The following is a 20,450-nucleotide window of genomic DNA, read 5'->3' as shown; positions in this document are numbered from 1 at the left end:
GTGTGTCAGGCCTCGTAGCGGCGCGCCGCCGCGGTCTCCGCGTCGCGGGCGCTCTCGGCCTCCGCGTCGCGGGCCCGCTCCGCCGCCCGCTCCGCTTCGCGGTCCTTCTCCGCCTGTTCGGCGGCCTCCATCTCGGCGAAGACGTCGATCGGGGCCGGTGCCTTGGCCAGGAAGACCCAGGTGAAGTAGACGGCGAGCAGGAACGGCGGGATCTTCAGTCCGACGAGCACCCAGCCGAGCTGCGCCGTGTCGGCCCACCAGTAGAGCGGGAAGAGGATCGCGCACTTGGCGAGCAGGATGAGGCCCCAGGCGTAGCTCGCCTTGGCGTAGGCGCGCTTGCGGCCGGGGTTCCTGGTGCGCCAGGAGAGGTTCTCCTTGAAGACCGGGCCGAGGATCAGCCCGATCAGCGGGACCCCCGCCAGGGTGGTGATCAGGTAGGCCAGCGCCAGGCCGAGCGTGTAGAGCATGCCCGGGAGGTAGAAGTCCTTGGCGTTGCCGGTGATCATCGCGAAGACCACGCCGAAGGCCACGCCGAAGACGCCGCTGAAGGCGTGCTTGACGGTGTCCTTGCGGACCAGCCGGACGACGACCAGCAGCAGCGAGACCGCCAGGGCGGCGATGGCCGAGACGTGCAGGTTCTTGTTGACGGTGAAGATGGTGACGAAGAGCAGTCCGGGCAGGACGGTCTCCACCATCCCCCGGACCCCGCCGAACGCCTCGAAGAGGGCGGCCTCGGTGACCGCCCTGTTCGTCGCGTCCTGCTGATCCGTGTCCGGGGTACGGTCCCCGTCGTGCGTCGGCGGCTTGTCGTCGGACGTCACCGGCTACTCCTTGCCCAGCGGTCGCAATTCGTATGTGGGGTTGAACAGCACCCGGCGCCCGTGGCTCATGGCGACGCGGCCCGAGACGATGAGCCTGCGGCCGGGCTCGATGCCGACGATGGAGCGGCGGCCGAGCCAGACCACGTCCAGCGGCGCGGTGCCGTCGAAGAGCTCCGCTTCCAGGGCGGGCACTCCGGCACGCGGTCGCAGGGTGACGGTCCGCAACGTACCAGCCACCTTGACGATCTGGCGGTCCGAGCATTCGGAGATGCGGGTGCACCCCGAGGCGTGCGCGTCTTCCCTGAGCTCCTCGGACTCCAGGTCCTCCTGGGAGCTGGACAGCCGGTCGAGCATGCGGCGGAAGCGTCCGGTGGACCGCTCCGCCTTGCCGGCTTTATCGAATCGAGGAACAGCACTCATACCCGAAGAGTACCGGTCCCGCGAGCCGGTCGCGGGCTCCGGAAAAGTCACTCGGAAGAGTGCATGACCATGCCCCGCGGGCAGGGGCGCGGGACGGGCCCGCGCCGGGTCAGCCGCGCTCGAAGCGGTAGCCCATTCCCGGCTCGGTGACGAAGTGCCGGGGGTGCGAGGGGTCCGCCTCCAGCTTGCGGCGGAGCTGGGCCATGTAGACGCGCAGGTAGTTGGTCTCGGTGCCGTAGGAGGGGCCCCAGACCTCCTGGAGGAGCTGCTTCTGGCTGACCAGCCGGCCGCTGTTGCGGACGAGGACCTCCAGCAGGTGCCACTCGGTCGGGGTGAGGCGGACGTCACGGCCGTCGCGGTGGACCTTCTTGGCCGCCAGGTCGACGGTGAAGCCCTCGGTCTCGACGATCACCACGTCGTCGGCGCCGTCCTGGCCGACCGGCTCGGCCCGGCGGACCGAGGCCCGGAGCCGGGCCAGCAGCTCGTCCATGCCGAAGGGCTTGGTGACGTAGTCGTCGGCGCCCGCGTCGAGCGCCTCCACCTTCTCGTCGGAGGTGTGCCGGGCGGAGAGGACCAGGATCGGTACCCGGGTCCAGCCGCGCAGTCCCCTGATGACCTCGACGCCGTCCATGTCGGGCAGGCCGAGGTCGAGCACCACCACGTCGGGGTGGCGGGCGGCGGCGAGCTGGAGGGCGGTGGCCCCGTCGGGCGCGGCGTCGACCTCGTACTTCCGCGCCTTCAGGTTGATCACGAGGGCGCGTACGATCTGCGGCTCGTCGTCGACCACAAGCACCCGGGTCATCGCGGTCCTGCCTTTCTGCTGCTGTACGGAGAAGAGATTCTGATGCACGCGGATGTCGGGGGTGTGACGGACGCCTCGGGCACCACGTACGCCCCCGACGCCGCTGTGGTCACGGCGTCACGAGGTGACCTGCGGGGAGAGGTCCGGACTGGAGGGGACGTAGCCGGCCGCCGTCTTGAGCGTGAGCACCATGGTCATGCCGCCGCCGGGGGTGTCCTCGGCGTCGAGGGTGCCGCCCATCGACTCGGCGAACCCCCGGGCGACGGCGAGGCCGAGGCCGACGCCGGCGCCGCGCGGGGCGTCGCCGTACCGCTGGAAGGGCTCGAAGATCCGCCGCTTGCCCTCGTCGGGGACGCCGGGCCCCTGGTCGGAGACCCTGAGTTCGACGCGGTCGCCCAGCGTGCTGGCGGCCACCACGACGGGTGAACCGTCAGGACTGTACTTGACGGCGTTCTCCACGACGTTGGCCACGGTCCGCTCCAGCAGGCCGGGGTCGACGGCGACCATCGGCAGGGTCTCCGGGATGTCGAGCTCGACGCTGCCCTCGGGTACGCCGCCGAGCGCCATGGGGACCACCTCGTCGAGGTCGATCTCGCGGATCAGCGGGGTGACGGTCCCGGTCTGGAGGCGGGACATGTCGAGCAGGTTGCCGACGAGGTGGTCGAGGCGGTCGGCGCCGTTCTCTATGCCTTCGAGGAGTTCCGCCTCGTCGTCCTCGGACCAGGCGACGTCGTCGGAGCGCAGCGAGCTGACGGCGGCCTTGATGGCGGCGAGAGGGGTGCGCAGGTCGTGGCTGACGGCGGCCAGCAGGGCGGTCCTGATGCGGTTGCCCTCGGCGAGCCTGCGGGCCTTCTCGGCCTCGCCGACCAGGCGCTGGCGGTCCAGTACGACGGCCGCCTGCGCGGCGAACGCGCCGAGCACCCGGCGGTCCTCGGCGGGCAGGACCCGGCCGGAGAGCGCGAGCGCCATGTGGTCACCGACCGGCATGTCCACGTCGGCATCGTCGGGCCGGGTCACCGGGCTGGGCCCGACCGATCCGGCGCAGGTCCACGGTTCGACGTCGTTCTGCCGCTCCAGCAGGGCGACGGACTCCATGGCGAAGGTCTCCCGGACCCGTTCCAGCAGGGCGTCGAGGGTCGTCTCGCCGCGCAGCACGCTGCCGGCCAGGAAGGAGAGGATCTCCGATTCCGCGCGCAGTCGTGCGGCCTGGTGGGTGCGTCTCGCCGCGAGGTCGACCACGGAGGCGACCGCGACCGCCACCGCGAAGAAGATCACGATGGCGACGATGTTCTCCGGGTCCTGCACGGTCAGGGTGTGGGTCGGTGGGGTGAACCAGTAGTTCAGCAGCAGGGACCCGGCGGCGGCGGACGCGAGGGCCGGGAGCAGGCCGCCGAGCAGGGCGGCGGCCACGGTCAGGAAGAGGAAGAGCAGGACGTCGTTGGCGAGCCCGGGGCCGTCCTCCATGCTGCGCAGCAGTACGGAGAGGAGGGCAGGCCCCCCGACGCCGACGAGCCAGCCCCAGATGATCCGGGCGCGGCCGAGCCGGGCGCCCCGGGCGATGGGCAGTCCTCTGCCCTTGGCCACCTCGTCGTGGGTGACGATGTGGACGTCGAGGTCCGGCCCGGACTCGCGGGCGACGGTGGCGCCCACGCCGGGGCCGTAGATGTACTGCCAGGTCTTGCGGCGGCTGGAGCCGAGGACGATCTGGGTGGCGTTGACCCCACGCGCGAAGGCAAGGAGGGCGGCGGGGATGTCGTCGCCGATGACGTGGTGGAAGGTCCCGCCCAGGTCCTCGACGAGGGTCCGCTGGACGGTGAGTTCCTTGGGCGAGGCCGAGGTGAGGCCGTCGCTGCGGGCGATGTAGACGGCGAGGATCTCGCTGCCGGAGCCCTTGGCGGCCATCCGGGAGGCGCGGCGTATGAGGGTGCGGCCCTCGGGTCCGCCGGTGAGTCCGACGACGATGCGCTCGCGGGCCTGCCAGGTGGAGTTGATGTTGTGCTCGCCCCGGTACTGCTGGAGGTACTCGTCGACCCGGTCGGCGACCCAGAGCAGGGCCAGCTCGCGCAGGGCGGTGAGGTTGCCGGGGCGGAAGTAGTTGGAGAGGGCCGCGTCGAGCTTGTCGGGCTTGTAGATGTTGCCGTGGGCCATGCGGCGGCGCAGCGCCTGGGGCGACATGTCGACGAGTTCGATCTGGTCGGCACGGCGGACGACCTCGTCGGGGACGGTCTCGCGCTGCCGGACGCCGGTTATCGACTCGACCACGTCGCCGAGCGATTCCAGGTGCTGGATGTTGACGGTCGAGACGACGTCGATGCCGGCCTGGAGGAGTTCCTCGACGTCCTGCCAGCGCTTGGCGTTGCGGGCGCCGGGGACGTTGGTGTGGGCGAGTTCGTCGACGAGGGCCACCGCGGGTGCCCGTTCGAGTACGGCGTCCACGTCCATCTCGGTGAAGACCGCCGAGCGGTACTCGATCTCGCGCCGCCGGATCTGTTCGAGGCCGTGCAGCATGACCTCGGTACGGGGCCGGTCGTGGTGCTCGACGAAGGCGACGACGCAGTCGGTGCCCCGTTCGATGCGCCGGTGGGCCTCCGAGAGCATGGCGTAGGTCTTGCCGACGCCGGGTGCCGCCCCCAGGTAGATACGAAGCTTGCCGCGTGCCATGGCCCCATTGTCTTCTCTTGCGCGGGCTGCGGCCCGTGCGGCAGCCACTGACGACGCTACTCCCGGAGATCCGGGCATTTCGGATGGCGGTTGTGCCGGGGGACCGTATTGACGGAACCCTGATGCGGGACGCCGTGTGTCCCGCCCGGCCCAGGGGAGGAGGGCCGGGCGGGACACGCGGCGGCTCCGGGGCTCCGCCGGGCCCCGGAGCGCTCTCGCCGTCAGCCGGCGGCGACCAGTTCCTTCAGCGCGATGTTGAGCTGGAGGACGTTGACGCGGGGTTCGCCGATGAAGCCGATGATGCGTCCGCTGGTGTTGTCGTCCACGAGCTTGGTGACCTGGTCGACCCCGAGGTGGTTCTTCTCGGCGACGCGGCGGATCTGGATCTCCGCGTACTCCGGGGAGATGTCGGGGTCGAGGCCGGAGCCGGAGGAGGTGACGGCGTCGGCCGGCACGTCGTCGGGGTCGACCGGGTGGCCGGGGACGGAGTTGTCCTTGACCACGGCCGCCTTGGCGGCGGTGACCCAGTCGATCAGGTCCTTGTTGTCGCCGGAGCGGTTGGTCGCCCCGGAGAGGATGATCTTGTACTGGGTGTTGACGCCGTTGCTGCCGAGACCGTTGGACGGGCGGGGCTGGAACCACTTGAGGTCCGGGTCCGCCGTCTCCAGGCCGTCCTTCAGGGGCAGGTCGTAGCGCTGGCCGATCAGCTCGGAGCCGACGACCTTGCCGTCGCTGCTGACCTCGGAGCCGTTGGCCTTGTGGGAGAAGAGCGCCTGGGCGACACCGGTGACCGCGAGCGGGTAGATGACGCCGCAGACCAGGGTGAGGACGAGCAGGGCCCTCAGACCGGCCAGCAGCAGCCGGGTCGTGTTTCCTACGGAGGTGTTCATGCCGATCAGCCGATTCCGGGGATGAGGGAGATGATCAGGTCGATGATCTTGATGCCGATGAACGGGGCGACCAGGCCGCCGAGGCCGTAGATCCCGAGGTTGCGCCGGAGCATGCTGTCCGCGCCGGCGGGGCGGTAGCGGACTCCCTTGAGGGCGAGCGGCACCAGCGCGACGATGATCAGCGCGTTGAAGACGACGGCGGACAGGATCGCGGACTGCGGGGAGTCGAGCCGCATGATGTTGAGCTTGTCCAGGCCCGGGTAGACCACCGCGAACATGGCCGGGATGATCGCGAAGTACTTCGCGACGTCGTTGGCGATCGAGAAGGTCGTCAGCGCACCGCGGGTGATCAGGAGCTGCTTGCCGATCGCGACGATCTCGATCAGCTTGGTGGGGTTGGAGTCCAGGTCCACCATGTTCCCGGCCTCCTTGGCGGCCGAGGTGCCCGTGTTCATCGCCACGCCGACGTCGGCCTGGGCGAGCGCGGGGGCGTCGTTCGTGCCGTCACCGGTCATCGCGACGAGCTTGCCGCCCGCCTGCTCCCGCTTGATGAGGGCCATCTTGTCCTCGGGCGTCGCCTCGGCGAGGAAGTCGTCGACCCCCGCCTCCTCGGCGATCGCCTTGGCGGTCAGCGGGTTGTCACCGGTGATCATCACCGTGCGGATGCCCATCCGGCGCAGTTCGTCGAACCGCTCCCGCATGCCCTCCTTGACGACGTCCTTGAGGTGGACGACACCCAGGACCCGGGCGCCGTCGGCGTCGTCGACCGCCACCAGCAGCGGGGTGCCGCCGGCCTGCGAGATCCGGTCGGTCAGCGCCTGGGCGTCGTCCGCGACGGCTCCCCCGCGCTCCTTCACCCAGGCCACCACCGAACCGGTCGCGCCCTTGCGGACACAGCGGCCGTCCACGTCCACGCCCGACATGCGGGTCTGGGCGGTGAACTCGACCCAGACGGCGTGCGCCAGTTCGCCGCGGTGGCGCTCGCGCAGCCCGTACCTGTCCTTGGCGAGGACCACGATGGAGCGGCCCTCGGGGGTCTCGTCGGCGAGCGAGGAGAGCTGCGCGGCGTCCGCGAGCTCGGCCTCGGTCGTGCCGGCGACGGGGAGGAACTCGGCGGCCTGGCGGTTGCCGAGGGTGATGGTGCCGGTCTTGTCGAGCAGCAGGGTCGAGACGTCGCCCGCGGCCTCCACGGCCCGGCCGGACATGGCCAGGACGTTGCGCTGCACCAGCCGGTCCATGCCGGCGATGCCGATCGCGGAGAGCAGCGCGCCGATCGTCGTCGGGATCAGGCAGACCAGCAACGCGGCCAGCACGATCATCGACTGCTTGTTGCCCGCGTAGATCGCGAACGGCTGGAGGGTCACCACGGCGAGCAGGAAGACGATGGTGAGCGACGCCAGCAGGATGTTCAGCGCGATCTCGTTGGGCGTCTTCTGCCGGGCCGCGCCCTCGACCAGGTTGATCATCCGGTCGATGAAGGTCTCGCCCGGCTTGGTCGTGATCTTGATGACGATGCGGTCGGAGAGGACCTTCGTACCGCCGGTGACGGCACTGCGGTCACCGCCGGACTCGCGGATCACCGGGGCGGACTCGCCCGTGATCGCGGACTCGTCCACCGACGCCACGCCTTCGACCACGTCGCCGTCGCCGGGGATGACGTCGCCGGCCTCGCAGACGACCAGGTCGCCGATGCGCAGTTCGGTGCCGGGGACGCTCTCCTCGCGGGAGCCGTTCAGCCGGCGGGCGACCGTGTCGGTCTTGGCCTTGCGCAGGGTGTCGGCCTGCGCCTTGCCGCGGCCCTCGGCCACCGCCTCGGCGAGGTTGGCGAAGATCGTCGTCAGCCACAGCCAGACCGCGATGGCCCAGCCGAACCAGTCGGTGGGGTCCGTGGCCGCGAGGACCGTGGTGAAGACCGAGCCGATCAGGACGACGAACATCACCGGGGACTTGACCATCACCCGGGGGTCGAGCTTGCGTACCGCGTCCGGGAGGGAGGTGAGCAGCTGCTTCGGATCGAAGAATCCTCCGCCCACGCGGGCGGCGGCGGGCTTCGGTTCGGCCGGCCCGTCCCCGTGCGGTGCGGGCGGCTGAATGACGGTGGACATGGTGTCCTCTTGCGGGGTTCGTGTGGTCATGACGCCAGCCCCTCGGCGAGCGGGCCCAGAGCGAGGGCGGGGAAGTAGGTCAGACCGGTGACGATCATGACGGCGCCGACCAGCAGTCCGCTGAAGAGCGGCTTGTGCGTGCTGAGGGTGCCGCTGGTCTCCGGTACGGGCTTCTGCTCGGCCAGCGAGCCGGCCAGGGCCAGCACGAAGACCATCGGGACGAACCGGCCGAGAAGCATCGCGAGCCCGATGGTGGTGTTGAACCACTGGGTGTCGGCGTTGAGGCCGGCGAAGGCGGAACCATTGTTGTTGGCACCGGAGGTGTAGGCGTACAGGATCTCGGAGAAACCGTGCGCGCCGCTGTTGGTCATGGAGTTGCCCGGGGTGGGCAGTGCCATCGCCGCGGCGGTGAAGCCGAGCGCCAGGGCGGGGGTGATGAGGATGTAGCAGGCCGCGAGCTTGATCTCGCGGGTGCCGATCTTCTTGCCGAGGTACTCCGGGGTGCGCCCGACCATCAGGCCGGCCAGGAAGACCGCGATGATCGCCATGATCAGCATGCCGTAGAGGCCGGAGCCGACCCCACCGGGGGCGATCTCGCCGAGCTGCATGCCCAGCATGGTGATGCCGCCGCCGAAGCCGGTGAACGAGGAGTGGAACGAGTCGACCGCACCGGTGGAGGTGAGCGTCGTGGTGACGGCGAAGATCGAGGATCCGGCGACGCCGAACCGGTTCTCCTTGCCCTCCATCGCTCCGCCCGCGATGTCGAACGCGGGGCCGTGGTGGGCGAACTCGGTCCACATCATCAGCGCGATGAAGCCGATCCAGATGGCGGCCATCGTGCCGAGGATCGCGTACCCCTGCTTGAGCGAGCCGACCATGCGGCCGAAGGTGCGGGTCAGCGCGAAGGGGATGACGAGGATCAGGAAGGCTTCGAAGAGGTTGGTGAAGCCGTTGGGGTTCTCGAAGGGGTGGGCGGAGTTGGCGTTGAAGTAACCGCCGCCGTTCGTGCCCAGCTCCTTGATGACCTCCTGCGAGGCGACCGCGCCGCCGTTCCACTGCTGCGAGCCGCCCATGAACTGGCCGACTTCGTGGATGCCGGAGAAGTTCTGGATGGCGCCGCAGGCGACCAGCACCAGGGCGCCGAGCACCGAGATGGGCAGCAGGATGCGGACGGTGCCGCGCACCAGGTCGGACCAGAAGTTGCCGAGTTCACCGGTGCGGGACCGGGCGAAGCCCCGGACGAGCGCCACCGCGACGGCCATGCCGACGGCGGCGGAGACGAAGTTCTGCACCGCGAGGCCGCCGGTCTGCACGACGTGGCCCATGGCCTGCTCGCCGTAGTACGACTGCCAGTTGGTGTTGGCGACGAAGGACGCGGCGGTGTTGAACGCCTGGTCCGGGTCGATCGAGACGAAGCCGAGGGAGCCGGGCAGGCTGCCCTGCACCCGCTGGAGCAGGTAGAGGAAGAGCAGGCTCACCGCGGAGAAGGCGAGGACGCCGCGGAGGTACGCGGGCCAGCGCATCTGGGTTCCGGGGTCGGCGCCTATGGCCCGGTACATCCACTTCTCGACGCGCAGGTGCTTGTCGGAGGAGTAGACGCGTGCCATGTGGTCGCCGAGGGGGCGGTAGGCCAGGCCCAGCGCGACGATCAGCGCGAGCACTTGGAGCACACCGGCGAGGAGGGGACTCATGTCGGGCTAGAACCTCTCCGGGTACAGAAGGGCGAGGACGAGGTAGCCCAGCAGGGCGACGGCCACGACGAGGCCGGCGATGTTCTCGGCAGTCACAGCTTCGCCACCCCCCTGGCGATGAGGGCCACCAGCGCGAAGACCGCGATCGTGGTGACGACGAAGGCCACGTCGGCCATCGTGTGCTCCTAGATGAGGTTCGGTTTCTCGGACCCCCTGAGCAAACCTCCGGCCAGAGCATTTCAGGCCACCGTTGATGGCTTCCATACGAGGACGGCCGTTCCCTTGACGGCGCCCTTACGGCGCCGATACGCGCCCCTGACGCCGGCTCACCGGAAGCTCTGGCGACACGCGTCACCACGTGCGGTTCGGCACCTGTGGACGCGACCCGAACCGCACGCGAAAAGGCCGGTGGGCGGCGTACGAGGCCGGTGGGCGGCGTACGGAAAGGCCGGTGGGCCGTACCCCGGGAAAGGGGGTACGGCCCACCGGCCTGAAGAATCCGCGCGCCGCGCGGGCCGTTCTCAGCGAATTTCGCTGATCTCCGGTCCGCGCTGGAGCTGGCCCATGCCGCCGGAGAACTTGGAGCTCTCCTGCTCCTCCTGCTGGACGCCCTCGGGAACCATCTGGGCGTCGTTGGGGAGCTTGAGGACGATCGGGTCGCGGGGGGCCATCGGGCCCTCGCCGCGGACGACCACGGTGTCCCGGAAGATCTGCTCCAGGAGACCGGCGGCCTGCGGCTGCACGGCACCCTGGCCCGAGATCACTCCGCGCAGGAACCACCGGGGTCCGTCGACGCCGACGAAGCGCACCAGCTGGACACCGTTCTTCCCGTCGGGAAGCTGTACGGGGACCTGGGCGCGCAGCTCCCAGCCGAGCGGGCCCTCGACCTCGTCGATGATCCCGCCCTGCTTGGTGATGCCCGAGGCGATCTCCTCGCGGACCTCGCCCCAGATGCCCTCCTTCTTGGGGGCGGCGAAGGCCTGCAACTGGATCGCGCTGTCGCGCAGCACCACGGTGGCGGCGACGATCGCGTCCCCGGCCACCTCCACGCGCAGTTCCATGCCCTCGACTCCGGGCACGAAGATCCCGCCCAGGTCGACCCGGCCCTCGCCGGGCCTGGAGACCTCGGAGATGTCCCAGGGTCCGTCCGGCCGCGGGGCCGGCGGAAGGTTCGTCCGACCGGCGCTCACCGCGTCGTCGGCGTCATCGAGCTCGTCGGCGACCTGCTCGGTCTCGCGCGCTTCGTCCACCGCGTCCTCGGCGGAACCACTCTTCTTGCGACGTCCGAACACGTCACTGTCCTTCCCGGTCGGATACGACCGAAGCGTAGTTGTTCCCACCCGGGGTGATACCGCCCCCGACACCGTCCACCGCGGCATGACCGCCGGTGGACCCGAATCCCCCCTCGGCCCGTGCCGAGCCGGGAAGTTCCGCGACCTCGTGGAAGCGCACCTTCTCGACCTGCTGGACGATCAATTGGGCAATCCGGTCGAAACGCTCGAACCGCACGGTCTCGCGCGGGTCGAGGTTGACGACGATCACCTTGATCTCTCCACGGTACCCGGCATCCACCGTCCCCGGGGCATTCACGAGGGCTACTCCGCAGCGGGCCGCGAGGCCCGAGCGGGGGTGCACGAACGCCGCGTAGCCGTCCGGCAGCGCGATCGACACGCCGGTGGGCAGCACCGCCCGCTCCCCCGGGGCGAGTTCCGCCGCCTCCGTGGTCACCAGGTCGGCACCGGCGTCGCCGGGGTGGCCGTACGCGGGAACCGGGACCTCCGGGTCCAGGCGCCGGAGAAGGACGTCGACGGGAGGACGGGTCACGGGTTCACCTCGAAGGCTCGGGCACGCTTGATCTGGTCGGGGTCGGCCATCGCCGCGCGGATCTCGTCGGGGCGGCCGTTGTCGATGAAGTGGTCGACCTTCACCTCGACGAAGAGCGCGTCGGCCCGCACCGCGACGGGGCCGCCGGGGCCGCCGATCCGGCCGATGGCGGTGGAGTAGATCTTCCTGCCGTGCACGGCGACGACCCGCGCGTCCAGGTGCAGCACGGTGCCGACCGGGACGGGCTGCGAGAAGTCGGTCTCCAGCCGGCCGGTGACCGCGATGACCCGCAGCAGCCAGCTCAGCGAGCCGAGCGTCTCGTCCAGCGCCGTGGCGAGCACGCCGCCGTGGGCCAGACCGGGCGCTCCCTGGTGTTCGGGGCGCACGGTGAACTCGGCGGTCACGCTCACGCCCTCACCGGCCCGCGCCGCGAGGTGCAGGCCGTGGGGCTGCTCGCCGCCGCAGCCGAAACAGTGTTCGTAGTGCGAGCCGAGAAGCTCACCGGGCGCGGGCGCCTCGGGGTGCCGCACGGGTGCCACCGCGTCGGCCGGGGGTGTCAGAGCTGCAGATGTTCCACTCACACGCGCAGACCTTACCCGCGAGCCCGACCGCGGGTCTCGCCGTGCCAAGCTTGTTCCCATGCAGCCTTCCGTACCGCCCTTCGACGAACGCCTCACCGCACCCCGCACCTGGTGGCTCATCGCCTTCGGTGTGGGGGTGGCCTTCGCCCTGATGCTCCTGCCGCTCGGCGGCCTGTACCTGCTCGCGGGTCTGGTCGGAGGCACGGCCGCGACGGCGGTCGTGGTCAGTTCGTACGGCTCCGTCCGCATCCGGGTGGTCGCGGACTCCCTGGTCGCCGGGGACGCGCGGATCCCTCTCTCGGCGCTCGGGGACGCCGAGGCGCTGGACGCGGAGGAGGCGCGGGCCTGGCGCACGTACAAGGCGGACGCGCGCGCTTTCATGCTGCTGCGCGGCTACATCCCGACGGCGGTGCGGGTGAAGGTGACCGACCCCGCGGACCCCACGCCCTACCTCTACCTCTCGACGCGTGAGCCGCAGGCGCTGATCGCCGCGCTCTCCGCGGCGCCGGTGGCCGCGCAGGACTGAACGCGGCACCGAAGACCCGGGACACGGGTCGCCAGGACACGGGGTGTCCGCGCGGGGGCGGCTCGTGCGGCCCCCCGGCCTCAGCGGCCCTCCGCCTCCGGCGGGATTCCGGTGGGGTCGGCGGGCTGCTCCAGCGCCGGAAGCCCGGTGAGCCGGTCCCAGGCGACCTGCTGCTTGCGCAGGTCCTTCCTGACGTGCTCGGCCAGCTTCCGGGTGTCACGGCGGTTCATCGCCGCGCCCACGGCGGCGCCGATCATGAAGGGGATGAGGTTGGGCACGTCACGCGCCATGCGCTTCATGATCTGCTGGCGCAGCTCGCGTTTCATCTGGCCGCCCAGGGCCGCGTTGAGCGTGATGGGGCGGTTGACGTCGATGCCGCGCTCCTCCGTCCAGGAGGTGAGGTAGGCGGTGCTGCGCTGGGTGAGGTTGCCCGGAGGGCGCCTGCCGTAGAGCTCGTGGAGCTCGGCGACCAGCTTCAGCTCGATCGCGGCGACCCCGGTGATCTCCGCCGCCAGCTCGGCGAGCATGGCGGGGGGTACGGGCAGCATGGCCGCGGCTCCGATGCCTGCGCCCACGGCCGCCGTGGCCTTGCTCGCGCCCCGGACCAGACGGTCCGCGATCTCCTCGGGACCGAGTCCCGGGAAGTGCCGGCGAAGCGTGGCGAGGTCGCGCACAGGGACGCGGGGAGCCGTGTCGATGATCCGGTCGGCCAGATGTCCGGCGACCGCTCTGACGCTCTCCCCGCCCTTGTGTACGCCCCGCTTCACCGCGTTCAGCGGCCCGGTCGGGGCCGCCTCGGGTGCCGGAGTCCCGTGGTTGCCGGTCTCCCCGGCCTGTCCGGCCCCGTCCTGCGGGCCGGCCGCCGGGGCCACTTCGAGCGAGGCCGGGTGGCCCCGCTCGTCGTCGGTCGCGCCGGAGGTGTCGTGCGGGGCCTCTTGGTGCCCGCCAGGGGCTTGCGAGCCCTCTGCCGGGCCCGTGACGCCCTCATTCGCCTCCGGCCCTTCATTGCGCCGTGAGCGCCGCTTCCGGAACGGGTTGTCGCCTGTCACGGCAGGCCTGCCTCAGTCGCAGTCGCGGCAGATCGGCTGGCCGTTCTTCTCGCGAGCCAGCTGGCTGCGGTGGTGCACGAGGAAACAGCTCATGCAGGTGAACTCGTCGGCCTGCTTGGGCAGGACGCGAACGGCGAGTTCCTCGTTGGACAGGTCCGCGCCGGGCAGTTCAAGGCCCTCCGCGGCGTCGAACTCGTCGACGTCGACGGCGGACGCGGTCTTGTCGCTCCGCCGCGCCTTCAGCTCTTCCAGGCTGTCCTGATCGACGTCGTCGTCGGTCTTGCGTGGGGTGTCGTAATCCGTTGCCATGTCGCTCTCCCCCTCTTGGGTGTCTGCGGGTGTCTCAGCGCACGTAACGCGTGAGAGGCCGGACTTGTGCCCGACCTGAGGCGGAGATTTTGCCTCACATCAAGGTCTGTTACTCAATCGACACCCGAACCGGCCGCCGCTGAGCGGTCGTCTTGGGTGGCGAAGGGGACCGTACACGGTCCGGATGTCGTGCTTCACGGGTGCCACCCCGTGTACTTCCCGTGATACCAACCCCCGAAAACACGGGCGTTTCCCGGCTTTACGGCCGAGAGAGTCTCACGGAGAGTAGACGCGTCCACTGTGGCCCCTGTGATCGATCACACAGGGACAAACCGGTGACGCAGTACGAAAATTCCGCTCAAAGCGAAAGCGATGGACCCTCCCCGCGCTCACGCCCTGCCGCGTTTCAGACGGGCAGAGTGACGCGCATCACGAGCCCGCCCCCCTCTCGGGGCTCCGCGATGATACGGCCTCCATGGGCCCGGGCCACGGATCTCGCGATCGACAGGCCGAGTCCGACTCCCTTGTCGCTCCCCGTCCGCTCCGTGCGGAGCCTGCGGAACGGCTCGAAGAGGTTGTCGATCTCGTAGGCGGGAACCACCGGCCCCGTGTTCGAGACCACCAGCAGGGCCTGTCCGGGCCCGAAGTGGGTGGTGACCTCCACCCAGCCGTCCTCCGGCGCGTTGTAGCGCACCGCGTTCTGCACGAGGTTCAGGGCGATCCGCTCCAGCAGGACGCCGTTGCCCTGGACCACGGCGGGCGCGCGCTCGCCGCGGATCTCCACGCCCTTCTGGGCCGCCTCCGCGCGGGCCTGGTCGATGGCGCGCTCGGCGACCTCGGCCAGGTCGACCGGTTTCCGCTCGACGATCTGGTTCTCGCTCCTGGCGAGCAGCAGGAGGCCCTCCACCAGCTGCTCGCTGCGCTCGTTGGTGGCGAGCAGCGTCTTGCCCAGCTGCTGGAGCTCGGGCGGGGCCGCGGGGTCGGAGAGGTGGACCTCCAGCAGGGTGCGGTTGATCGCCAGCGGGGTCCGCAGCTCGTGCGAGGCGTTGCCGACGAACCGCTGCTGCGCGGTGAAGGCGCGCTCCAGGCGGTCCAGCATCTCGTCGAAGGTGTCCGAGAGCTCCTTGAGCTCGTCGTCCGGCCCGTCCAGCTCGATCCGGCGGGACAGGTCGGTCCCGGCCACCCTGCGGGCGGTACGGGTGATCTTGCCGAGCGGGGACAGGACGCGGCCCGCCATCGCGTAACCGAAGGCGAAGGCGATGATGCTGAGCCCGACGAGCGCCAGCAGGGCCCGGTTCAGCAGGCTGTCCAGCGCGTGCTGGCGCTGGGAGGCCGTGCAGGCCTTGATGGCGTCGTTGAGCTGGTCGTTGTTCTGCGAGGCCGCCAGCTGGGGGCACGTCGTGCTGGAGATCCGGACGTTGGTGCCGGACACCTGGAAGGCGGGGCCTCCCGCGTCGTGCAGGGCCTGCGCGGCCAGCATGTAGATGATCGCGAGCAGCAGGATGCCCGCGATCAGGAACATCCCGCCGTAGAGGAGCGTCAGCCGTATCCGGATGGTGGGACGCAGCCAGGGCGAGGTGAGGTCCTGCTGCTTGGGGTCCCAGGTGGGTTTCGGAGGCGCCGGCAGCGGCGCCGAGGACGTGGCCATCGAATCGCTCAGATCCGGTAACCGGAGCCGGGGACGGTGATGATGACGGGAGGCTCACCGAGTTTGCGGCGCAGCGTCATGACGGTCACCCGCACGACGTTGGTGAAGGGGTCGGTGTTCTCGTCCCACGCCTTCTCCAGCAGCTGCTCGGCCGAGACCACGGCGCCCTCGCTGCGCATCAGGACCTCCAGCACGGCGAACTCCTTCGGCGCGAGCTGGATCTCCTGCTCGCCCCGGAAGACCTCGCGGCGGTTGGGGTCGAGCTTGATGCCGGCCCGCTCCAGGACGGGCGGCAGCGCCACCGTCGTACGGCGGCCCAGCGCGCGGACCCGGGCGGTCAGCTCACTGAAGGCGAAGGGCTTGGGGAGGTAGTCGTCGGCCCCCAGTTCCAGGCCTTCGACCCGGTCGGAGACGTCGCCGGAGGCGGTGAGCATGAGCACCCGGGTGGGCATGCCCAGCTCGACGATCTTGCGGCAGACGTCGTCCCCGTGCACGAGCGGGAGGTCCCGGTCGAGCACCACGACGTCGTAGTCGTTGACCCCGACCCGTTCCAGGGCCGCCGCTCCGTCGTAGACCACGTCGACGGCCATCGCCTCGCGGCGGAGTCCGGTGGCCACCGCGTCGGCGAGCAGCTGCTCGTCCTCGACGACGAGTACGCGCACGGCACTGTCCCTTCTCTGATGCAGTTCACGCGGACGTCTCGCACGTCCGGGAGGCGGCCCGGCCGGCCCCTTCGCGGGGCACGTCGGGCCGACTGTTCGCGACCATCCTGCCCGCAACACCCATAAACCGGCGGTAAGGCGGCCCCCGGCGACCTGCGGGTTCGGGGGAAAACGAGGAAGGGGGCATATTCACGGGCGAGTTGAGGTTTCTCCCCGTGCGGGCCCGGGGAGGACGGATTTACACCCGCGATCACGCCACGTACGTGGCTCGCCACTGCCGTTCCTTTTCCCGGAGGAACCGCGTGACCGACGGCACTCGGGACCAGGCCCGAGACATCCCCGGCACACCCCCGTGCCACCGACCCACGCCGAGGGGGCGCTTCATGGACGCTTTCACCGCAGGGCTTCTCCACCGCATCCGGACGACCGAGTCCGACCTCACCCGGGCCCGCGAGACGGGTGACGACTTCCTGGCGGACGTCGAGCAGAGCGAGCTGGACGATCTGCTGCGCCTCGCCGCCGAACACGGCGTCGAGACCGGAGTCACCACGGTCTGACCCCGGCCGACCCGCACACCGCACCCACCGCACGTGCGCGACCCGCACCACCGAGCCCCACCCGTACCACCAGGCCACACCCGAACGACCGAGCCGCACCACCGGAGCCGCACCACCGAGCCGCACAGCACCGTCGAGCCGCGGCAGCACACACGAACCGCACCACGGCGAACGCCCGCCGGAAGCTCCTGGGAGCTTCCGGCGGGCGTTCCGCGTCTTCGGCGTCAGTCGTGCCAGGCGCCCAGCTCTTCCAGGATCTTCTGGAGCGGCTCGAAGACGCCCGGCGAGGCGGCCACCGTCAGGTCCCCGTCGGCGGGCAGGCCGGGGCGTCCACCGGTGAGCGCCCCTGCCTCGCGGGCGATCAGGTCGCCCGCCGCCAGGTCCCACGGGTGGAGTCCGCGCTCGTAGTAGCCGTCGAGCCGGCCGGCGGCCACGTCGCACAGGTCGATGGCGGCCGAGCCCCCGCGCCGGATGTCCCGCAGCCGGGGGATCAGCCGCTGGGCCACGTCGGCCTGGTGGGTGCGGACGGTGGCGACGTAGTTGAAGCCGGTCGACACCAGCGCCTGGTCCAGCGGCGGCGCGGGGCGGCAGCGCAGCGCGGTGCCGTTCACGTACGCGCCCCCGCCGAGCACCGCGTGGAAGGTCTCGCCGCGCATCGGGGCCTCGACCACACCCACGACCCGCTCCCCGTCGAGTTCGGCGGCGATCGAGACGGCCCAGGTCGGCAGGTTGTAGAGGTAGTTCACCGTCCCGTCCAGCGGGTCGATGACCCAGCGGACACCGCTGGTGCCCTCGCGGCTCGCGCCCTCCTCGCCGAGGAAGCCGTCCTCGGGTCGGTGCTCGGAGAGGTAGCCGGTGATCAGCTTCTCGGCGGCGATGTCCATCTCGGTGACGACGTCGATGGGGCTCGACTTGGTGGCGGCCACCCCCAGGTCGGCGGGACGGCCGTCACGCAGCAGGGCTCCGGCGCGGGCGGCGGCGGTCCGGGCGAGTTCGAGGAGTTCGGCGAGCAGGGGGTCGGTCACGGCGCTCCCAGGGAGTCGGATTCGGACAGGTCGGGTCGGGTCGTGCGGCACCGGTGGCGAACGGGGGCGGACCGGTTCCGGCCCCGCCCCCCGCAGGCACGGTCAGGAGAACGGGCTGTCGGCACCCGCGGCGGCCGGCTTCGGCGCCCTGGCCGGGCAGCAGCCGGCCGGGCAGAGGTCGTGCGAGGGCCCGAGGGCACCGAGCGCGCAGCGGTCCGCGCGGTACCCCTGCTCGGTGGCGGCGCGCTCCAGCACGAGGTCGCGTACGGCGGCCGCGAAACGCGGGTCGGCCCCGACCGTGGCGGACCGGCGGACGGGCAGTCCGAGTTCGGCGGCCTTCGCGGTGGCCTCGGTGTCGAGGTCGTAGAGGACCTCCATGTGGTCCGAGACGAACCCGATGGGGGCCATCACGACGGCCGGGACACCCTCGCCGTGCAGGGTCTCCAGGTGGTCGCAGATGTCGGGCTCCAGCCACGGGATGTGCGGGGCGCCGCTGCGCGACTGGTAGACGAGCCGCCAGGGGTACTCGACACCGGTCTCCTCGCGCACCGCTTCGACGATCACCCGGGCCACGTCGAGGTGCTCGGCGACGTAGGCGCCGCCGTCGCCGTGTGCTTCCAGCGGCCCGGAGGTGTCGGCCGCCGACACGGGAATCGAATGCGTGGTGAAGGCCAGGTGGGCCCCGGCCCGCTCCTCTTCGGTGAGGCTCTCGAGCGAGGCGAGTACACCGTCGGTCATGGGGCCGACGAAGCCGGGGTGGTTGAAGTAGTGACGCAGCTTGTCCACGCGCGGCACCGTCAGGCCTTCGGCCCGCAGGGTCTCCAGCGCCTCGGCGAGGTTCTCGCGGTACTGCCGGCAGCCCGAGTAGGAGGCGTAGGCGCTCGTCGCGAGGACCAGGATCCTGCGGTGGCCCGCCTCGGTCATCTCGCGCAGCGTGTCGGTCAGGTACGGGGCCCAGTTGCGGTTGCCCCAGTACACCGGGAGGTCCAGCCCGTGATCGGCGAAGTCCTTGCGCAACGCTTCCAGGAGGTCCCGGTTCTGGGCGTTGATCGGGCTGACGCCGCCGAAGAGGAAGTAGTGCTTACCGACCTCCTTCAGCCGCTCCTCGGGGATGCCCCGGCCGTGGGTGACGTTCCGGAGGAACGGAACCACGTCGTCCGGGCCTTCGGGGCCGCCGAAGGAGAGGAGCAGCAGGGCGTCGTAGGGTGCGGGGTCGCGCAGATCGGACATGGCTCCGATCCTGCCATCCGCCGCCGGGCGCATCGCAACCGACATCCGCCCGGGCCTCCGGGGCGAGGTGTACGGGGCGGTCCCGCGGCCGGGCGGGGAGTGGGCCGGGTCCGTGAGTATGATCCCCCTCCAACTGGCCGGGAGCCCGCCGTTCCCGGCCGTGGCGTTCTTCGCCGACGCGTCCGGCGCGGGGCGGGTCACGCGGTGGTGGGGACGCTCGCGGCCGTTGCGGCGTTCCCCGGGGTATCGGCGGCTCGTGGGGCCGGCTCGGACGGGAAAGCGTGGGGAAGATGACCAGCACCGACGCAGGGACGACGCGCGCGTGGCGCAACTGGGCGGGGAACGTCACCGCCCGGCCGGTACGGGAGGTCTCGCCCGCCTCCGTCGACGAGCTCGCCGACGCGGTGCGCCGGGCCGCCGAGGACGGGCTGCGGGTGAAGCCGGTCGGCACGGGTCACTCGTTCACGGCCGCGGCCGCGACCGACGGGGTGCTCGTCCGCCCCGACCTGCTCACCGGCATCCGCGGGATCGACCGGGAGGCGATGACGGTCACCGTGGAGGCGGGCACTCCGCTCAAGCGGCTCAACGCCGCTCTCGCCCGGGAGGGCCTGTCGCTCACCAACATGGGCGACATCATGGAGCAGACCGTCGCCGGGGCGACCTCCACCGGCACCCACGGCACGGGCCGCGATTCGGCGTCCATAGCCGCGCAGATCCGGGCCCTGGAGCTGGTCACCGCGGACGGCTCGGTGCTGCGCTGCTCCGAGCGGGAGAACCCGGAGATCTTCGCGGTCGCGCGGATCGGGCTCGGCGCGCTGGGCGTGATCACCGCGATCACCTTCGCCGTGGAACCGGTCTTCCTGCTGACCGCCCGCGAGGAGCCGATGACCTTCGACGCGGTGACCTCCGGCTTCGACGAGCTGGTCACCGAGAACGAGCACTTCGAGTTCTACTGGTTCCCGCACACCGGCAACTGCAACACCAAGCGCAACAACCGCAGCGCGGGCCCCTCCGCCCCGCCCGGCCGGATCAGTGGCTGGATCGAGGACGAGCTCCTCTCCAACGGGATCTTCCAGGTGGCCTGTTCGGTGGGCCGGGCCTTCCCGGCGGCCATCCCCTCGATCGCCCGGATCTCCAGCCGGGCCCTGTCGGCCCGTACCTACACCGACATCCCCTACAAGGTGTTCACCAGCCCGCGCCGGGTGCGCTTCGTGGAAATGGAGTACGCCCTTCCGCGCGAGGCCGCGGTGGCGGCGCTGCGAGAACTCAAGGCGATGGTGGACCGGTCGCCGCTGCGGATCAGCTTCCCGGTGGAGGTCCGTACCGCCCCCGCGGACGACATCGCCCTCTCCACGGCGTCCGGCCGCGAGAGCGCCTACATCGCCGTCCATCTCTACCGGGGCACTCCCCACCAGGCGTACTTCACCGCGGTCGAGCGGATCATGACGGCGCACGGGGGCCGTCCGCACTGGGGGAAGGTGCACACCCGGGACGCCGGATACCTCGCGGAGGTCTACCCGCGGTTCGGCGAGTTCACGGCGGTACGCGACCGGCTCGACCCGGACCGGCTGTTCGGCAACGACTACCTGCGGCGCGTGCTGGGCGACTGAGCGCCCGCGCCGACGACAGCGGCCCCGGCCGCCGCCCTC

20 protein-coding genes are annotated in these 20,450 nt (G+C 71.0%); 3 read left to right on the top strand and 17 right to left on the bottom strand.

Going from position 1 to position 20,450, the window contains the following annotated elements; genetic code table 11:
* Positions 1 to 5: 5 nt before the first annotated feature.
* The 11 genes from OHA55_RS25330 to OHA55_RS25280 form a co-directional block, all read right to left on the bottom strand.
* Positions 6 to 821: a DUF3159 domain-containing protein gene (locus OHA55_RS25330; RefSeq protein WP_266709957.1), complete on the bottom strand. Its 816-nt coding sequence runs from the start codon at positions 819 to 821 to the stop codon at positions 6 to 8.
* A 3-nt stretch (positions 822 to 824) separates the two neighbouring features.
* Positions 825 to 1,241 carry an OB-fold nucleic acid binding domain-containing protein gene (locus tag OHA55_RS25325; protein WP_266709956.1) on the bottom strand — a complete coding sequence of 139 codons (417 nt, stop codon included), beginning with the start codon at positions 1,239 to 1,241 and terminating at the stop codon, positions 825 to 827.
* Between the two features lie 109 nt (positions 1,242 to 1,350).
* A complete protein-coding gene (locus OHA55_RS25320; protein WP_266709955.1) occupies positions 1,351 to 2,043 on the bottom strand; it encodes a response regulator in 693 nt (230 codons plus the stop codon).
* 117 nt (positions 2,044 to 2,160) lie between these two features.
* Positions 2,161 to 4,704 carry an ATP-binding protein gene (locus tag OHA55_RS25315; protein WP_266709954.1) on the bottom strand — a complete coding sequence of 848 codons (2,544 nt, stop codon included), beginning with the start codon at positions 4,702 to 4,704 and terminating at the stop codon, positions 2,161 to 2,163.
* Positions 4,705 to 4,925: 221 nt separating this feature from the next.
* Positions 4,926 to 5,594 (bottom strand): potassium-transporting ATPase subunit C, encoded by a 669-nt coding sequence (locus OHA55_RS25310; RefSeq protein WP_266709953.1) that lies wholly within the window; start codon positions 5,592 to 5,594, stop codon positions 4,926 to 4,928.
* Between the two features lie 5 nt (positions 5,595 to 5,599).
* Positions 5,600 to 7,699 (bottom strand): potassium-transporting ATPase subunit KdpB, encoded by a 2,100-nt coding sequence (gene kdpB / locus OHA55_RS25305; RefSeq protein WP_266709952.1) that lies wholly within the window; start codon positions 7,697 to 7,699, stop codon positions 5,600 to 5,602.
* Positions 7,700 to 7,725: 26 nt separating this feature from the next.
* Positions 7,726 to 9,390 carry a potassium-transporting ATPase subunit KdpA gene (kdpA, locus tag OHA55_RS25300; protein WP_266709951.1) on the bottom strand — a complete coding sequence of 555 codons (1,665 nt, stop codon included), beginning with the start codon at positions 9,388 to 9,390 and terminating at the stop codon, positions 7,726 to 7,728.
* A gap of 6 nt (positions 9,391 to 9,396) precedes the next feature.
* Positions 9,397 to 9,486: a K(+)-transporting ATPase subunit F gene (gene kdpF, locus OHA55_RS25295; protein ID WP_266709950.1), complete on the bottom strand. Its 90-nt coding sequence runs from the start codon at positions 9,484 to 9,486 to the stop codon at positions 9,397 to 9,399.
* 425 nt (positions 9,487 to 9,911) lie between these two features.
* Complete coding sequence (locus OHA55_RS25290; RefSeq protein ID WP_266709949.1) at positions 9,912 to 10,682, bottom strand: DUF3710 domain-containing protein; 771 nt, start codon at positions 10,680 to 10,682, stop codon at positions 9,912 to 9,914.
* A 1-nt stretch (position 10,683) separates the two neighbouring features.
* Positions 10,684 to 11,214, bottom strand: coding sequence for a dUTP diphosphatase (gene dut, locus OHA55_RS25285; RefSeq protein WP_266709948.1), 531 nt, complete (start codon positions 11,212 to 11,214; stop codon positions 10,684 to 10,686).
* Entirely contained in the window at positions 11,211 to 11,795 is a 585-nt protein-coding gene (locus OHA55_RS25280; protein ID WP_266709947.1) for a PaaI family thioesterase, read from the bottom strand. The genes dut and OHA55_RS25280 overlap by 4 nt, the downstream gene beginning before the upstream one ends.
* Positions 11,796 to 11,853: 58 nt before the next feature.
* Here OHA55_RS25280 and OHA55_RS25275 point away from each other — a divergent pair, with 58 nt between their 5' ends.
* Positions 11,854 to 12,321: a DUF3093 domain-containing protein gene (locus tag OHA55_RS25275; RefSeq protein ID WP_266709946.1), complete on the top strand. Its 468-nt coding sequence runs from the start codon at positions 11,854 to 11,856 to the stop codon at positions 12,319 to 12,321.
* A gap of 80 nt (positions 12,322 to 12,401) precedes the next feature.
* Here the strand turns inward: OHA55_RS25275 and OHA55_RS25270 are convergent, their stop codons facing one another.
* The 4 genes from OHA55_RS25270 to OHA55_RS25255 form a co-directional block, all read right to left on the bottom strand.
* Entirely contained in the window at positions 12,402 to 13,370 is a 969-nt protein-coding gene (locus OHA55_RS25270) for a hypothetical protein (protein ID WP_266709945.1), read from the bottom strand.
* A gap of 12 nt (positions 13,371 to 13,382) precedes the next feature.
* Entirely contained in the window at positions 13,383 to 13,679 is a 297-nt protein-coding gene (locus OHA55_RS25265) for a DUF4193 domain-containing protein (protein ID WP_003965732.1), read from the bottom strand.
* 406 nt (positions 13,680 to 14,085) lie between these two features.
* Positions 14,086 to 15,327, bottom strand: coding sequence for a cell wall metabolism sensor histidine kinase WalK (locus OHA55_RS25260; protein ID WP_266709944.1), 1,242 nt, complete (start codon positions 15,325 to 15,327; stop codon positions 14,086 to 14,088).
* Between the two features lie 8 nt (positions 15,328 to 15,335).
* Positions 15,336 to 15,989, bottom strand: a complete 654-nt coding sequence (locus tag OHA55_RS25255; RefSeq protein WP_266709943.1) for a response regulator transcription factor — start codon at positions 15,987 to 15,989, stop codon at positions 15,336 to 15,338.
* A gap of 383 nt (positions 15,990 to 16,372) precedes the next feature.
* Here OHA55_RS25255 and OHA55_RS25250 point away from each other — a divergent pair, with 383 nt between their 5' ends.
* Positions 16,373 to 16,546 carry a hypothetical protein gene (locus tag OHA55_RS25250; RefSeq protein ID WP_266709942.1) on the top strand — a complete coding sequence of 58 codons (174 nt, stop codon included), beginning with the start codon at positions 16,373 to 16,375 and terminating at the stop codon, positions 16,544 to 16,546.
* A 224-nt stretch (positions 16,547 to 16,770) separates the two neighbouring features.
* On the opposite strand, the gene OHA55_RS25245 is transcribed toward OHA55_RS25250, so the two are convergent.
* Both OHA55_RS25245 and OHA55_RS25240 read right to left on the bottom strand, forming a co-directional pair.
* Positions 16,771 to 17,571, bottom strand: coding sequence for an inositol monophosphatase family protein (locus OHA55_RS25245; RefSeq protein ID WP_266709941.1), 801 nt, complete (start codon positions 17,569 to 17,571; stop codon positions 16,771 to 16,773).
* 102 nt (positions 17,572 to 17,673) lie between these two features.
* Positions 17,674 to 18,801: a ferrochelatase gene (locus tag OHA55_RS25240; protein WP_266709940.1), complete on the bottom strand. Its 1,128-nt coding sequence runs from the start codon at positions 18,799 to 18,801 to the stop codon at positions 17,674 to 17,676.
* Between the two features lie 290 nt (positions 18,802 to 19,091).
* Here OHA55_RS25240 and OHA55_RS25235 point away from each other — a divergent pair, with 290 nt between their 5' ends.
* Complete coding sequence (locus tag OHA55_RS25235) at positions 19,092 to 20,411, top strand: D-arabinono-1,4-lactone oxidase (RefSeq protein WP_266709939.1); 1,320 nt, start codon at positions 19,092 to 19,094, stop codon at positions 20,409 to 20,411.
* The last annotated feature ends 39 nt before the right edge of the window (positions 20,412 to 20,450 follow it).

It is taken from the genome of Streptomyces sp. NBC_00102 (genome assembly GCF_026343115.1).
In the GTDB taxonomy this organism is placed as follows: Bacteria; Actinomycetota; Actinomycetes; order Streptomycetales; family Streptomycetaceae; genus Streptomyces.
This window is presented reverse-complemented; position numbering and strand designations above follow the sequence as displayed.

Bases quoted from the DNA above. Each gene is read 5' to 3' on its own strand.
- OHA55_RS25325 (WP_266709956.1), bottom strand. From the start codon at position 1,241: ATGAGTGCTGTTCCTCGATTCGATAAAGCCGGCAAGGCGGAGCGGTCC.
- OHA55_RS25320 (WP_266709955.1), bottom strand. From the start codon at position 2,043: ATGACCCGGGTGCTTGTGGTCGACGACGAGCCGCAGATCGTACGCGCC.
- OHA55_RS25315 (WP_266709954.1), bottom strand. From the start codon at position 4,704: ATGGCACGCGGCAAGCTTCGTATCTACCTGGGGGCGGCACCCGGCGTC.
- OHA55_RS25310 (WP_266709953.1), bottom strand. From the start codon at position 5,594: ATGAACACCTCCGTAGGAAACACGACCCGGCTGCTGCTGGCCGGTCTG.
- kdpB (WP_266709952.1), bottom strand. From the start codon at position 7,699: ATGTCCACCGTCATTCAGCCGCCCGCACCGCACGGGGACGGGCCGGCC.
- kdpA (WP_266709951.1), bottom strand. From the start codon at position 9,390: ATGAGTCCCCTCCTCGCCGGTGTGCTCCAAGTGCTCGCGCTGATCGTC.
- OHA55_RS25275 (WP_266709946.1), top strand. From the start codon at position 11,854: ATGCAGCCTTCCGTACCGCCCTTCGACGAACGCCTCACCGCACCCCGC.
- OHA55_RS25265 (WP_003965732.1), bottom strand. From the start codon at position 13,679: ATGGCAACGGATTACGACACCCCACGCAAGACCGACGACGACGTCGAT.
- OHA55_RS25260 (WP_266709944.1), bottom strand. From the start codon at position 15,327: ATGGCCACGTCCTCGGCGCCGCTGCCGGCGCCTCCGAAACCCACCTGG.
- OHA55_RS25250 (WP_266709942.1), top strand. From the start codon at position 16,373: ATGGACGCTTTCACCGCAGGGCTTCTCCACCGCATCCGGACGACCGAG.
- OHA55_RS25240 (WP_266709940.1), bottom strand. From the start codon at position 18,801: ATGTCCGATCTGCGCGACCCCGCACCCTACGACGCCCTGCTGCTCCTC.
- OHA55_RS25235 (WP_266709939.1), top strand. From the start codon at position 19,092: ATGACCAGCACCGACGCAGGGACGACGCGCGCGTGGCGCAACTGGGCG.